The sequence below is a fragment of the Myxococcus sp. CA056 genome, assembly GCF_013336715.1.
In the GTDB taxonomy this organism is placed as follows: domain Bacteria; phylum Myxococcota; class Myxococcia; order Myxococcales; family Myxococcaceae; genus Myxococcus; species Myxococcus llanfairpwllgwyngyllgogerychwyrndrobwllllantysiliogogogochensis.
In genome coordinates this window covers 82,002-96,267 of record NZ_JABUMT010000008.1, presented here as the reverse complement: position 1 = coordinate 96,267, position 14,266 = coordinate 82,002, and the positions used below count along the sequence as shown (strand labels likewise).

Genomic DNA, 14,266 nt, shown 5'->3' with positions numbered 1-14,266 from the left:
AGCGCCCCACCCTTCCGCGCCGCGCACTCCCGCGCAGCGCTCGGCGGCGGTGTGTCCGTTCACGTGCCACAGGGGCCACACCCCCTCTGAGCCGACCTCTCCAAGAGGTGCTCTTACCCGTCCGCTCACGAGCAGGACAGCACCATGGGCTTCTATCGGTCCGATGTTCCGGGAGAGCACCGATACGTGGCCTTCACCCAAAACAAGGCAATGCGTCTCGCGTCAGAATTCCCTTCCAGACATGTCAGTCCGGTGCGGTTCCATCCAACACCTCAGTGAGGGGGCTCTCCAACATGAGTATCCAGAAGCAAGGCGGACGTTCCGCGTCCGTATGTTCCACTCCTGCATCCGGAGTGAGAGGTCTTTTCCTATTCACACTGCTCACCTTGGGCGCGGGCTGCGGCCCGGAGGCAACGGAGCCGTGGGCTCCCAAGCAGGAACCAGGTCCCCTCAGGGAGGCGCTGGACGAAGGACCCGCCTTCCTGGTCAAGGACATCAACACCTCGACTCCGGCCAACGTCGGCTCCAATCCGAAGCACTTCGTCGCGCTCGGTGGGGCGCTCTACTTCGCCGCCGACAGCCACACCTCGGGCGAGGAGCTCTGGAGGACCGACGGCACCTCCGCTGGCACCGCGCTGGTCGCGGACCTCTGCTCGGGCCCATGCGGCTCAAACCCGCGCGGTCTGACGGTCATGAACGAGGCGCTCTATTTCTTCGCCTCGAATTCCCACGGAGCCCTGGGGCTGTGGCGCAGCGATGGCACTGTCGCCGGCACGCAGATGCTCAAGGCAATCAACATCAACAACTTCAGTCCAAAACTCACCCCCATCAACGGGACGCTCTACTTCAGCATCTACGACCCCGCCTCGGGAAACGAACTGTGGACGAGTGATGGCACCGCCGTCGGCACGAAGATGCTCGTGGATATCAACCCGGGCACCGGCGACTCCTACCCGAGTGGCTTCCTCGCCTTCAACGGCACGGTCTATTTCAGGGCCACCTCCGGGGTGGGGGCCGAGTTGTGGGCGACGGACGGCACCGCCGCCGGCACCGCCATGCGGATGGACCTCTACCCGGGCACCAACGGCTCCGCGCCAGCTGAACTCACCGTGTACAACGACATGCTCTACTTCATCGCCTCGGATGCTCCCAGCCAGCGGAGTCTCTTCAAGTCCAATGGGACGGCCGCGGGGACCGTCAAGGTGAAGGGTTTCGGGACCATGGGCGCCCCCCTGCTCTTCAACGGGCTGATGTACTTCCCGGCCTCCGACACCGCCTCCGGATACGAGCTGTGGAAGAGCGATGGCACCACCGCCGGGACCTTGCTGGCCGTGGATGTCTTTCCTGGCAGCGCCGCCTCCCACATCAACAACATCAAGGTGGTGGGAGACAGTCTGTTCTTCACCGCCTACGACTCCACCGCTACCTATGCCCTGTGGCAGAGCGACGGCACCCAGGCGGGCACCCAGCGACTCCTCACCGCGCCCTCGAACCTGAACAACGTCAACGTCCTGGGCGGCTCGGTCTACTTTTCCGCCCGGGAGGCGAGCACGGGCTCGAGCGTCTACGCGGAGCTCTGGGTGAGTGACCTGACCGCCGCGGGCACCCGCGTCGTGAAGGACATCAACCCGGGCACCTCGCTTGGCGCCTTTTCAACCCTGGCGACGAGCTACTTCGGCATCCTGGACGGCGTCCTCTACTTCGGAGCCAACGACGGCGTCTCGAACACCGAGCTGTGGCGCAGCGATGGCACGGCCGCTGGCACCACCCAGGTGAAAGACCTCTTCGGGCCCGTGAGCGAGTCCTCCCCCGCGAATCTCGTCGTGTCGAACGGCCGCGTGTTCTTCACCGCCAATGAAGGGAGCCATGGGGCGGAGCTGTGGGAGAGCAATGGCACCGCCACGGGCACCCGCAGGTATTGGGACATCTGCACGGGGAGCTGCAGCCCGACCCTGTCCTCCTTCACCCTGCATGGCTCGAGCATCTTCTACATCACCACCACCAATTCGATTGGAGGCAGCTCGCCCGCGAGGCTGATGCGGAGTCCCACCTCCTCGGGCACCGCTGGCGCCATCCCCGTGGCCAGCTCGCTCACCGTCACCTCGCCCCGATTGGTGTCGTACAAGAACTGGCTGTACTTCCGCGCCAATGACACCAGCTACGGCGACACCTTGCGGATGACGGACGGCTCCTACACCACCCAGACGAGTGACACCGCCGGTCGCGGGCTCAGGACCCCGGACCAGATGGTGGTCTCCAACGGGACGCTCTTCTTCACCGCCGATGACGGCACGAGCATGGGGACCGAGCTGTACAAGACGGATGGCACCTACTCGGGCTCGACGCGGGTGAAGGACATCTGGCCGGGCGTGAACAGCTCCTCCCCGTCCAACCTCACCGACGTGAATGGGACGCTGTTCTTCCGCGCCCAGGATGGAACCGGCGCGTACAACCAACTCTGGAAGAGCGATGGCACCAGCACGGGCACCGTCAAGGTGGCGACCTTCTTGCCGGCAACCGGCGGCGCGTTGACCAACTTCAGGAACATGTCGGGGACGCTCTTCTTCTTCGTGTCCGACTACACCACGACCGAGCTCTGGAAGAGCGATGGCACCAGCGCGGGCACCGTCAAGGTGAAGGACCTTCCGGTGCGCTCCTACTCCGAGTCGACGTACTTCGCCACGATGGGCGGCGCGCTCTACTTCGGCCTGCGTGACGATGCTCACGGCTACGAGTTGTGGAAGAGCGATGGGACTGCCGCGGGCACGGACATCCTGGTGGACCTCCGACCCGGTCCGAATGGGGGATTGGCGACGCAGTCCTACAACAATGGCGCGCTCGTCTCGAACCTGCTTCCGTTGGCCGAAGGGCGGCTGTTGTTCTCCGCGTCGGATGGGGAAACCGGAATGGAGTTGTGGATGACGGACGGGAGCGCCGCGGGAACGGTGCGCTTGACGGACCTGGCACCGGGTGACGCCTCCTCCACTCCGACGTCGCTGACTCGCGCGGGCACCCTGGTCTACTTCGCCGCCAACGACGGGGGGCGTGGCCGCGAGTTGTGGGCCCTGCGTGTCGCCGACATCATGGACAGCAGCCAGACTTCTGGCAGTAAGGGCCCCACCCCTTAGCCCCCTACCCTTCAGCGCGGCGCTCTCCCGCGCCGCGCTCGGCAGCGGTGTGTCCGTTCACTTCCCTCGGGCACAGCGTATCGTCGTGCGCCTGCGCCCCGGGCGCGGCTCGAAGTGACCCGGATGGCGCATACCCGCGTGGCTATCCGGGGTCTGTCATTGGGTGCGTTGAAGCGAAACCGGCGGCCCGGAGCACTTCTGTCCGGGCCGCCCATTGCCAACGGGGCGATTACGGGCTGAGGGAGATGCTCCCCGCCCAGTAACCGTAGGAGTACGAGGTCACGCCATTGCGGGTGGTGCCCGCGTAGCCACCCTGGGCCGGCTGGATGGTGACAGTCACCTGTCCGCCGCTGGAGGCAATCACACCCGCGTGCACGGACGCCGTGCAGACATCCGAGTCATCGGTGTAGAGGTCCGTCCCCCAGATCGCCGCTCCGAGGCTCGCCGTCGGGCAGTTGCACCGGATTTGCGTCCCGTTCTGCCCGCGGTAGGACAGGAAGTTGAAGCTGGAGCAGATCGGCGGAGTCTGCGGCACCTGAGCGCCGATGAGGCGGAAGCTCCCCGCCCAGGCGCCGTAGGAGTTCGTGGTGACGCCGTTGCGAGTGGTTCCCACGTAGGTGCTCTGGCCCGGCTGGATTTCGACGACCACCGTCCCACCGCTGGTGGAGATGACACCCGCGTGCACCGCGGCGGTGCAGATATTCGAGTCATCGGTGTAGAGATTCGTTCCCCAGACAGTGCCTGAGGCCCCCGGGGAGCAGGTGCAGCGACCCTGTGCCCCCGTCTGCCCTCGGAAGACCGTGAGGTCGACGTTCGAGCAGTTCGGGAGCTCGCTCGGGCCGTAGAGGGCTTTCAGCGCGGCCTCGTCGGCCTGGGTGAACTCGCCGGTACTGCCGAAGTTGGGGCAGGCGTTCATGACGGACCCGTCCCAAACGGCGGCTTCCGGCGACCCCGGGATGAGGATGGCGCCCACGCCCATATCGCCCTCGTTGTAGCCGCTCGGGCAACTGATGGCGCTGTTGTAGTAGTCCGTGTGGCGCAACCCGATGGCGTGGCCAATCTCGTGGGTGATGGTGTGCTCGTTGATGTCGAGCTCGTAGTTGGCCAGCAAGACAGTCATGTAGATGGTCCCGTGGGGGAGACCGAGCGCAGGGAAGAACGTCCAGCTATGGTCCTCGGTCGTGGTCACCATGTCGATGTTCGCGGAGCAGCCGGTGGTCGGGCCGCGCTCGAAGGTGAACCGCAGACCCAGCGCGTTGTAGTTTTCGATGGCCATGTTGAGCCCCAGCTTCAACTTGGGATGCTCGTTGAACGAGTCCGATGGGTTGAGGCAGATCTTCGTCACTGAGGGGCCGACGACGTTGGTCGTTCTGTAGTGCTCGGCGCTCCCCGGGGGGGCCTGAAGCATCTCTCGGGAGGCCTGGAGCGTCACACGCGTGTCGCCGCCCACGAAAACAGCCTCGTTGATGACCTGGATGTCCTTGGCCGGATAGCCGGCCTCGATGAGGTTGGAGATGATCTCCTCGTTCTCCATTCGCGGCTCCATACCGCCGCAACCGACCAGCAATGCGACACCGGTCATCGCGAGGACTGCTGCCTGCTTGAACATGGATGCTCGTCTCTTTGACTGCGGGGGAATGCGCCGCCCGGCGAGGGCTTCCCGCCGGGGCCGCGCGCCAGGTTTCATAGCGCGCCCCCACCCCAAACCCTCAGCGACAACCTTGGATGACTAATCCGTCTCAAGTCTCGGGATTCGAGACACCCACGCGAAGTCGGAACTTGCTGCTGAAATGACCCCGCGGGCTGTTGAAGACCGGGGCCTCCCGCCTCGCTGGGCTGAGGCGCCAGAGAACGCGGCGGCGTGCTCAGTCCAGGATGAGTGAGTAGGGGCCGTACGTGAAGCTCCCGGACGCAATGTCAGGCCGGACCCGGAGGTGGTGGAGGCCCGATTGGGTGGGAGTGAAGTCCCCCGCGAAGCTCCTGGGCACCGCCGTTCCATCCGGGGCCACCACACTCACCACCGTCCCGAAACCGGCCGTGGCCTTCACGCGACGCGGCTGCCCGGCGAGCAGGCTCAGCGAGAACACGTCCACGTCGAACGCTGAGTCCAGCACCGCGGGCAGCAGCAGCGGATAGGTGATGGGCGTCGCATGGACCAGGTCATCCCCATGGTCGTCCGTGCCCAGGTACTCCAGCGTGAGCTGGTAGAGCCCCGCCCTGACGACGACGTAGACCGGAGCCGTCGCGTCGGCGTCCAGGTGGTAGCTGATGGTGGTGCCCTGGGTCGTCTTGAGCGTGCGAAGCGGCCCGGCCGGTGACTCGAGCTTCGGGTCGCATCCGGTGCAACTCACCCGATAGAGGGCATTGGCCTCCATGGAGAAGGTGAACACGTCCACGTCCGTGCTCACGTAGCACGCGCCAGAGACAGGCAGGCCCGGTTCGAGCGGCGTGGCTGTCGCGGGTGTGTCCCCGTGGTCATCGGGTCCCAGGTCACGGGCCCAGATGGAGAAGGTGCCCGCACGCCCGAACGGCGCGACATCCACCTCCAGGAAGTAGACCGCCTCCTCGGACGACAGGAAGGTGAAGCCACCGGACAGGGTATGGAGCACCGTCCCCTGCGCGTTCTTCAGCCTCACTGCGCCCGCGTTGCCGGTGCCTCCCATCTGCTGAAGGGAGTAGTGGTGCCCGGCACGCACGGAGAAGGAGAAGACATCCACGTCGAGGCGCGTCTCCATGTGTCCCGTGAGCAGGGAGGGAAGCAGCACTTCGGTCGCATCCACGAGGGTGTCCCCGTGGTCGTCTGAGCCCAGGTCTTCCAGGCGACAGGAATAGGGGCCCACGTAGGCCCCGAAGCCCACCTCCACGAAGTACTCGGCGACAGCGGCCGCATCCACCGAGACACGCGTCGGCTGGTTCTCGACGTACGTGTGGACATCCACCATCTGCCCCGTGCCATTCGTGAGCATCAGGTGCGGCCCCACGCTGTACCCAGGGACGACCTCGCAACTGAAGAGGTAGATGTGTCCCACCTGGGTGGTGAAGGAGAAGACATCCCGGTCCAGTCCACCGGAGAGCTGCCCCGTGAAAGGCACGGACGACGGCGTCACCGGAGTGGCGTACTCCCGCGCATCCCCGTGGTCGTCCGTGCCCAGGGTCGCGAACTGGAGCGTATAGGCCGCCTGGACGATGAGGTCCTGCGCGAAGACCGACGTCACCTCCACCCGGTAGATTCCGTCATGCGTCGCATTGAAGGAGACCGTGCCCGTGGGATCCCCCGTGGACGAACCCGTGGGAGAGAGGACCTTCACCTTGCAGGACACGGCCGGGTTCTGGGACGTGCAGGTGACGCCATGGAAGGCCCCGTGCGACAAAGACACGGTGAACACATCCATGTCCGTGCGCAGCTCCATGACGCCCGTGGCCTGGGTGCTCGGGAGCCAAGGCGTGGCCGTTTCCACGGTGTCACCGTGGTCATCCTGCCCCACGTCCTCGAGCACGCAGCTGTAGGAGCCCGACAGCTCCTCATGGACGGCGAACATCCTCAGGTAGGTGGTCTGCGCCGAGTGGGTCTTGAAGTAGAGGCTGCGCCCGGACGAAATCCAGACAGGGACCCAATCCAGACGCCTGCCCGCGGAATCGATGAGCTCGAGCCCCCAACCCACGAGCGGCTCCGGAAAGGTGCAGTGGAAGCGGTAGAAGTGCCGGGCCCCCGACTGGAAGGCGAAGACATCCCGGTCGAGGGAGCTCTCCAGCGTGCCTCCGAAGCTGGCAGAGGAGGCAGGGAGGTGCGTCGCGGTGGCCGGAGTGTCTCCGTGGTCATCGAGCAGCGCGCCTGAAAGGGAGACATTCGCCGGCTGGAAGGACTCCGCCTGCATACCAGGGGCGCCCTCCTCTATTGGCTCGGGGAGTGCTCCACCGCAGCCCAGCGCGAACATCAGAATGGGCAGACGACGCCAGATGGCTCGTAACAGGGGTGTCATGGTCGTTCCTCCAGACAGCAGGTGAGATGGATGGGCCAACGGCGTGGGCCCCTCCTTCCTGAAGGAAGACGCGGCGGAAAGCAAAAACACTGGCACACGGAGCACATGTCAAGCCATGGCAGCTCCATGGGACGTCGGAGCGCCGCGCACCAGGACACACTTGGCTGAGGCGGAGGAGCCGAGGCGGGGCGCGGATGGGGGCCGCCGAACCGTGCGCCACCTCGGAGGAAAGGCCGTCTATTCTCGGTCGCCAAGATAGAGCCAGAGCACTCTTGTCCATCCCCGCACGGGCCGGACAGCATCTCCCAGACTCCTGGGATGGACACGCCCGCCTGGCATGACGACCCTCGCGGGAGATCGGCGATGTGATTGCAATGGCATCCGCAGAAACTGGGGCGTCAGGACCAGTCACTACGAGTTCACCGAAGTCGAGTGCCACGAACGGCGGTAGCGTGGAATGCGGCCGCATTCATTTCCGCGAGGTGCCGCCCCAACCCGTCAGGGCGTCAGGCTCAGGACCGCGATGACACGTGCGTCGCCGACTGGCCGAGATCTGGAGGTCGCTCCAAGGGGAACGTCAGAGGGTCGCGGTACATCGGTGCGGTGTGGCGAGCGCCTGTCACCTGGTTGCAGGTGCCCTCGCCTATCCGGGCGCGCATGACCCCTGTCCGTACAGGGGCTCCGTCGACGCGTGGTCCCTCTTGCTGCTTCTTGGTCCTGTCGTCGTCACCCGAGTCGCGGGAACGGAAAGCGCCGCACGAGCCGTTCGGCCCGCGACATCCCCCCTATGACATTGAAACCCTCCTGGATGAGATGGGCCCTGGTTGTCCTGGGCCTCATGGTGTTCACCCCTGCCTGCAAGGACAACACGCCGAACGACAATGACCCGCCGGACGCCTCGGGCGATCCCGACGCGGGAGGCTCCGATGGTGGCTCCAGCCCCACGGGGGACGGTGGGACTGGAGACGGTGGCTCGCAGCCTTCGGAGAGCCTGGGCTTCATCGACTACGTGTTGCCCGCGTTGGACGCGGAGGCGGTCCCTCGCAACGCGCGGGTCATCGTGGGCTTCACGGAAGCGCTCGACGTCAGCTCGGTGAACGAGAATGTCCTCACGGTGTCGGAGAACGGGGTCTCGCTCCAGGGCACCCTGACTCATGACGCCACCACCCGCACGCTGACCTTCACCCCGGCGCGTCCGTTCACCGCCGACGCGTTGGTGACGGCGGTGGTCTCCTCGCTGCTGCGCTCGGTGACGGGCAAGTCGCTGAGCGTGCCCCATCACTCCATCTTCACGGTGGGGTTGGAGTCGGACTCGTCGCCGCCGAGCGTGACGGCCACGAAGCCCCTCCTGGGAGTGACGGACGTGCCGTCGACCTGGCCGGTGTACGTCCTCACGTTCAACGAGGCCATGGACCCGCGCACCCTCACGGCCGAGTCGCTCCAGTTCGAGCAGTTGCTGGGTCCGAACCCCGCGTCGCCACTCTCCGGGACGTACTCCTATGAAGCCGCGAGCCGGTCGCTGTACTTCCGGGTGAGCCCCCAGCCCGCGCCGGGCGCACGTGTCACGGGCACGCTCTCCACGAAGGCGAAGGACCTGGCGGGCAATCCCCTCGTTCAGCCGTACACGCTCACGTTCGTGGTGGCGTCGTCGAGAGACACCACCTCGCCTCGCGTGCAGGCAACCCTGCCGGAGGCAACCTCGGTGGGAGTCGCCGTGCGCAACGCCCCCATCATCGTCACGTTCAGCGAGCCGCTCCGGCCCGCGAGCATCACGCCGGACCGTCTCTACCTGGAGGAACTGAACGCGGATGGCACCCAGGTGGTCGGCCTCGTCCCGGGCGCCCTGCGCTACGACGACGCGCGGCTCCAAGGGGTCTTCACTCCTGCCCAGCCCTTGAAGTACCAGACGCGCTACCGGGGACACGCCCGCTTCGTGGAGGATATCGTCGGTAACCGGCTGGTGCCATTCGAGGGTTTCGGCTTCGTCACGGAGCTGCCCCCCTCCCCTCCACAGGTCCTCGACGCGACGCCTGCTCCGGACACGCGCTTCGTGCCGCTGAGTGGCCCGCTGCGCGTGCGCTTCGACCGGCCGCTGGACCGGGACTCCATCACCCCGGAGACGGTCAGCGTCGCGGGTGTCACGGGGGTGGCCAACTACGAGTCATCGACGAACACGGTGGCGTTCCGTCAGTTGTCGCCCTTCGCGCCGGCGACGAACTACACGGTGACCGTGAGGGACGTGCGCACGCCGCAGGGGGCAAGCCTCGCTTCGCCCTTCACGTACACCTTCCGCACGGTGGCTCCGGGGGTGAGGGTGAGCGCGGGCAGTCCTGGCCAGCCGGGCCCGGCCGTGTTCGCCACCGGGCCGCTGGGGACGCTGGCCGTGTGGAACGAGAACACGGGCACGGGCGTCCAGGTCCGCGCCTCGCTCAACCGAGGCTCTGGCTTCGGAGCGTCCATCCTGGTGGGCGAGGGGCGCTCGATGAAGGAGTCGCCGCAGGCGGCCGCGTGGGACCAGCGGTTCATCGTGGGGTGGTCGACCCCATCGCCCAACGACGATGCGGTGGCGCTCTTCGATGGAACGGCCTTCACCCCGGTGACGCCTGGCATCCGTGGCCACCTCTTCGGCTTCGGCGACAACCTCTATGCCTATGACTCCGTAGCGAAGTCCTTCCGTGTGCGCTCCGGAGCGCAGTGGTTGGAGGTGACCCGGAAGAACCTGGGGACGTCCCCCACCCTCGTCTCCAACGCGGGGGCCGTGATGTTGATATCCGGGCCGGACTCTTTCGAGGACGTCACGACGATTTTCGATGGTGTGCAGTGGGTGCACTCCAGCGTCGTCTCCTCGTCCGTGGAGGAGCAGTACACCCTCGTGGGAGACAGCTTTGGCCGGGCGTGGACCACCTCGGAGGGGACGTGGTTCTCGCTCTTCAATCGGACCACCCGGGCGTGGGGGCCCGCCGAGTTCATCACCTCCAGTCAGGCGCGCAACCTGCGCATCGCCTCGGATGGCAGCACCGTCACGGCGCTCTTCATCCGCTCGGATGAACTCACCGCGTCGGTTCGCGTCAATGGTGAGTGGCAGGCCCTCGTGCGGCTGCCGGACAGCGGGCCTCTGCTCCTCCCCGTGGCGGTGGTTTCGTACCAGGGCAACTACGTCGGGTTGTTGTCGGGCAGCCCTTCGGGGCTGCACTCCATCACGCAAGTGGGGGGCTCGTGGACGTCGGTGACGAGGAGCGTTGTCGCGACAGGGATGCACGCGGTGCTCGAGACGCGTGCGGTGGGCAATGAGCTGCTGGTCCTGATGAAGAAGAACGGCCCGACGTCGTCCCTGCATGAAGTCTGGGGGACCGCGCTCACGTCGCAGGGGTGGCAGCCGAGCGTCCAGCTTCGAGGCGCGGAGAGCACTCCCGTGGTGCCGCATCGGGTGGGGGACCAGGTGAGTGTGTCCTATGTGGCGCCGGGGCAGCTCTCCGTGCGTGGCTATCAGGGCGGCGGCCAGTGGGGCGCGGCGAGGCAGATGGTGACGCCGCCGCTCGTCGGTGGCGTGCGGGAGGCGGTGGTCCACTTCGCGCCGGACGGGCAAGGAGCCGCCGCGTGGGAGCAGTTCGATGGGGGCGTGTGGAGCCTCTTCCTCGCGGAGTACGACGGGGAGGTGTGGCACCAGCCCGTGCGTCTGGGGCCCGTGGGCTCCAACGTCCGGGTGGCCGTGGATGGCGACAGGGTGGTCGTCGCATACCTTCAGCCATCCACCACGGCGGGCAAGGTGGACATCTGGGCGGTGTCCTACGCCGCGGGGGGGATGGGGACGCCGGTCAAGCTGGACAGCGTGACGGCTACGGCCCCCGACCTGGTCCTGGTGCACGGAGCCAGTGGCTTCATGGCGGCGTGGGGCGAGTGGGAGATTCGCTCGGCGCAGAGCGTGGACGGGACGACGTGGAGCACGCCTCAGCTCGCCGCCGAGCGCACGTCGACGATACTGCGTTGGAGAAACACCCAGTTGATTCCCTCGGGAGCCTCCTTCGCGTTGTCGACGAAGCGGGAGGACCGCGAGCTGAACATCCTGCGCATGCACACCTCGGGCGTCTGGCAGCCGAGGGTGGAGCCGGTGCTGCGGACCGGCATCTACGACATCGTGGCCACGGACAGCGCGGTGATGGTGATGGCGCCCCTCAGCCATGAGTTCCGCTACATGGTGCACAACGGTGTCGCCTGGTCCAACGAGAACTCCGTGGCGTCGTCAGGGGACGGCCAGGGCTTGCTGGCCGTGTCCCCGAGCGGGATCCGGATGCACACGGACCTGAGTTGGTGGCGGTGGACTGGAACGGAGTGGCTGAAGGAAGCGACGAATGTCAGCCGCCCCTACCCTTCTGGCAGCCTGCGGTGCGACGCGAAGGGCTGTGGGCTGATGACGGGGCCCGGCTTCGGGGAGTCGACGGACCTGGGCTTGTCCTACGCGTCGGGCACGCGCTCGTTCTGGAGCGGCGCCACGCCCCACCAGGGGCCCTTCCCCGTCCAGACCTGGAGCGTGACGTGGGACTTCGCGGGGGGCACCTACCGCGCCACCTGGCGTCAGCCCGTGGAACCGGGCGTGACGGCGCTGCACGCCAGCACGGAGCTGTGACGCCGGGCGCGCGGGTGTGAGTCCGTGAGGACGGAGCGGGAGCCGAGGCTTTCGCTCCGTCCTCGCGTCATGAAGTGGCCCGTCACACAGCCCCGAGGACTGGGGCGTCGTGCCTACCGGTAGAAGCGGACGTCACATATCTGGGAGAACTGGGTGATGCCGGGGAAGGTGCCCGACGCGTAGAACCGTACGTAGCGCGTGTTCAACCCTCCGCCCGAGCGCTGGCTGTAATCCCTGATGAGCGTCTGACCGGACGCATACGACAGGGAGCCGCCGTCCTGAATCACCCAACTGCTCCCGTTGAGGCTGAGGCCCATGTACCAGCTCGGCGGATTCGCGCTGCCGAAGAGGACCTCCATCCGCTTGACCAGGTGCACCTGTCCCAGGTCGATGTACACCGACTGCTCGTTCCCGTTGCTCGTCCACCAGCAGGAGCCCGTGTTGTCATCCGTCACCGTGTAGGCCGCGATGGCGTTGATGGTGGCGTTGCTGGACGTCGCGGGAATCTTCTGCTCGACGGTGGCGTCGACGAAGAAAGGCCCCGCGATGCCGAAGCGGCCCGAGTCGTTCTTGTCCACCACCTTGAGCAGCACGTTCGAGTTGCCCCAGCCGCCCGTGTAGAAGTTCCAGTACCTGTTCGTGTTCGCCACGACGTCCTCGCCCACCTTGGTCCAGGTCGCGCCGTTGTCTCGCGAAGCGAAGTAGTCGACCGCCACACCCTGCGGATGGGACCAGTGGACGGTGACATTCACGCCATCGTGCGTCGTGGTGCCGACCCAGGGCAGTTCGGCCTCGATGCCATTGGCGATGGTCAGCGTCGTCGCGTTGGAGACGATGGTCTGCTGGTGGGGGTCCACCACCCTCCAGAGCGTGGTCGTCGGCAGCGTGGCGGAGTCGATGGGGTAGTAATAGTTGTTGGTGATGGTCCCGACGGTCTTCCAGTCAGGCGACAAGGGGTTGGTCGCGCGCTGGAGGATGAGGTTGTTACCACCGCCGTTGATGAACAGCATGGGCACGAGCTGCCGGTTGATCACCGGGTGCTCGAAGGAGACGGTCGGCTTGGTGACGGGATTGGTGACCCAGATGGGGGCCATGACGACTTCGGAGTTGCCCCAGTTCTGGGTGAGCGTGACGACGTAGATGGACTCGTAGGGCGTCAGCGAGAACGCCTCGCGCACATTGATGAGGTTCGGGTCGGAGTAGGTGATTTCCTTGAGGGGCGCGCCGGGCTGGAAGGGGTTCCAGACCTGGAGCTTCGTCCACTCGTTGCCACCATACCCGGTGCCGTCCTTGGTCGTGCCCCACACGGTGAAGTCCAGCCTCCGCTCGTTGGCGGCGCGCTCGAACTCGGAGCCCATGGGGCGCCCGTTGACCATGAAGAAGCCGGAGGCGGGCGCAAGCCCTGTGCGAAACACCGAGCGGTTGCGCAGCGCGGTCAGGAAGTTGTTGTAGTTGAACGGCGTGCCGGGTGGCAGCACGACACCGCCGCGCCCCTGGGCGAAGTCATCGCCGTAGAGCTTCTCCCGGGGCACGCCAGGCTCGTCGATGAAGGGCCTGACGAAGGAGCCGTCGGGATTCCGGTCCAGGTACTCATGGGCCAGCAGCTCGCGGGTGGTGGCGTGCGAGTCCGAGTTGGAGACCGGGGCGACGCGGAAGCCTCGACGCAGCAGCTCGAAGTATCTGGGGAGCCCGTTGAACTCGGTGAGCTCAATGGCGTCACGAACGTTGCGGCGGCGGTCCGGCTCGGTGGGCAGCGTGAACCAGACGTTGTCGCTGGGGTGGTTCAACTGGACGTGGGTGCTGAGCAGCGGATTGGTCGAGTAGTTGTTGAGGATTTCGTGATGCATGTCCCAGACATCGTCCGAGTGGACGTGGACGTGCCGGTTGAAGCTGTTGAAGTGGTGGTCATGGGAGGGGCCGGTGCCGTCGTCGGGACCGACGTGGCTCTCCACGCCCGTGAGGATGAGCAGCTCGGGCTGACCGTTCGCATCCAGCTCCGGGCTCAGCTGGGAGATGGGGTCATCACCGTCATAGCCGTCGTCCCAGGACGAGGTGTGGTTGCTGGTACCGAAGAAGTCATAGCCATGGCGGAACGCGGACTGGAGTACCTCGCTCCGCAGAATCTGGGGCGTGAAGTCGAGCTCCGTGTCCTCGTTCTCCGAATGGCCTCGGGGGTGGCTGTGCAGGTCGCCGAGGAAGACCTGCCAGCCCCCGCCGCCAAGCTCCTGAGCGATACGATTGCGATACTTGCTCTCCCGTTCCGCGGGGAGCGGAATGCGGTCCGAGGCGACCACGTTCGTCACCTCCCCCGCGAGGGAGGGACCCGCCACCAGGGCAGCCGTCAACAACAGCCAGGGGCTGCGACTTCCACGTCGAGACATGGGATTTCCTCTGAAAGAGCCCCGTGAGCGGGGTGTTTTTTCAAGAGGCATTACGGAGGCATGACGGGAAGCTGGTCGTTCGGACCGCGAGCGAAGGTGCTGGTTGAATGCGGGAGGACCCGTGGCGCACCCGAGTCCCAGGGGGCTTCCACC

Annotated in this window: 6 protein-coding genes; 3 read left to right on the top strand and 3 right to left on the bottom strand. The window is 66.2% G+C overall.

Annotation, left to right across the window (positions count from 1 at the left end; genetic code table 11):
- Positions 1-353: 353 nt before the first annotated feature.
- On the top strand, positions 354-3,128 hold the full coding sequence (locus tag HUA76_RS28265) for an ELWxxDGT repeat protein (protein ID WP_174462607.1): 2,775 nt from the start codon (positions 354-356) through the stop codon (positions 3,126-3,128).
- 229 nt (positions 3,129-3,357) lie between these two features.
- Here HUA76_RS28265 and HUA76_RS46540 read toward each other — a convergent pair whose 3' ends face one another.
- Both HUA76_RS46540 and HUA76_RS28255 read right to left on the bottom strand, forming a co-directional pair.
- Positions 3,358-4,662, bottom strand: a complete 1,305-nt coding sequence (locus HUA76_RS46540) for a M57 family metalloprotease (RefSeq protein WP_306440922.1) — start codon at positions 4,660-4,662, stop codon at positions 3,358-3,360.
- A 331-nt stretch (positions 4,663-4,993) separates the two neighbouring features.
- Positions 4,994-7,108, bottom strand: coding sequence for a hypothetical protein (locus tag HUA76_RS28255; protein ID WP_174462606.1), 2,115 nt, complete (start codon positions 7,106-7,108; stop codon positions 4,994-4,996).
- A gap of 337 nt (positions 7,109-7,445) precedes the next feature.
- Between HUA76_RS28255 and HUA76_RS46535 the strand changes: the two genes are divergently transcribed.
- Positions 7,446-7,559 carry a DUF6289 family protein gene (locus HUA76_RS46535; RefSeq protein ID WP_371745768.1) on the top strand — a complete coding sequence of 38 codons (114 nt, stop codon included), beginning with the start codon at positions 7,446-7,448 and terminating at the stop codon, positions 7,557-7,559.
- Positions 7,560-7,916: 357 nt separating this feature from the next.
- Positions 7,917-11,732 (top strand): Ig-like domain-containing protein, encoded by a 3,816-nt coding sequence (locus HUA76_RS28250; RefSeq protein ID WP_174462605.1) that lies wholly within the window; start codon positions 7,917-7,919, stop codon positions 11,730-11,732.
- Positions 11,733-11,845: 113 nt separating this feature from the next.
- Here HUA76_RS28250 and HUA76_RS28245 read toward each other — a convergent pair whose 3' ends face one another.
- On the bottom strand, positions 11,846-14,113 hold the full coding sequence (locus HUA76_RS28245; RefSeq protein ID WP_174462604.1) for a hypothetical protein: 2,268 nt from the start codon (positions 14,111-14,113) through the stop codon (positions 11,846-11,848).
- Positions 14,114-14,266 lie beyond the last annotated feature (153 nt).

Coding starts and splice junctions, on each gene's coding strand:
- HUA76_RS46540 (WP_306440922.1), bottom strand. CDS start 4,662: ATGGAGAACGAGGAGATCATCTCCAACCTCATCGAGGCCGGCTATCCG.
- HUA76_RS28255 (WP_174462606.1), bottom strand. CDS start 7,108: ATGACACCCCTGTTACGAGCCATCTGGCGTCGTCTGCCCATTCTGATG.
- HUA76_RS46535 (WP_371745768.1), top strand. CDS start 7,446: ATGACGACCCTCGCGGGAGATCGGCGATGTGATTGCAATGGCATCCGC.
- HUA76_RS28250 (WP_174462605.1), top strand. CDS start 7,917: ATGAGATGGGCCCTGGTTGTCCTGGGCCTCATGGTGTTCACCCCTGCC.
- HUA76_RS28245 (WP_174462604.1), bottom strand. CDS start 14,113: ATGTCTCGACGTGGAAGTCGCAGCCCCTGGCTGTTGTTGACGGCTGCC.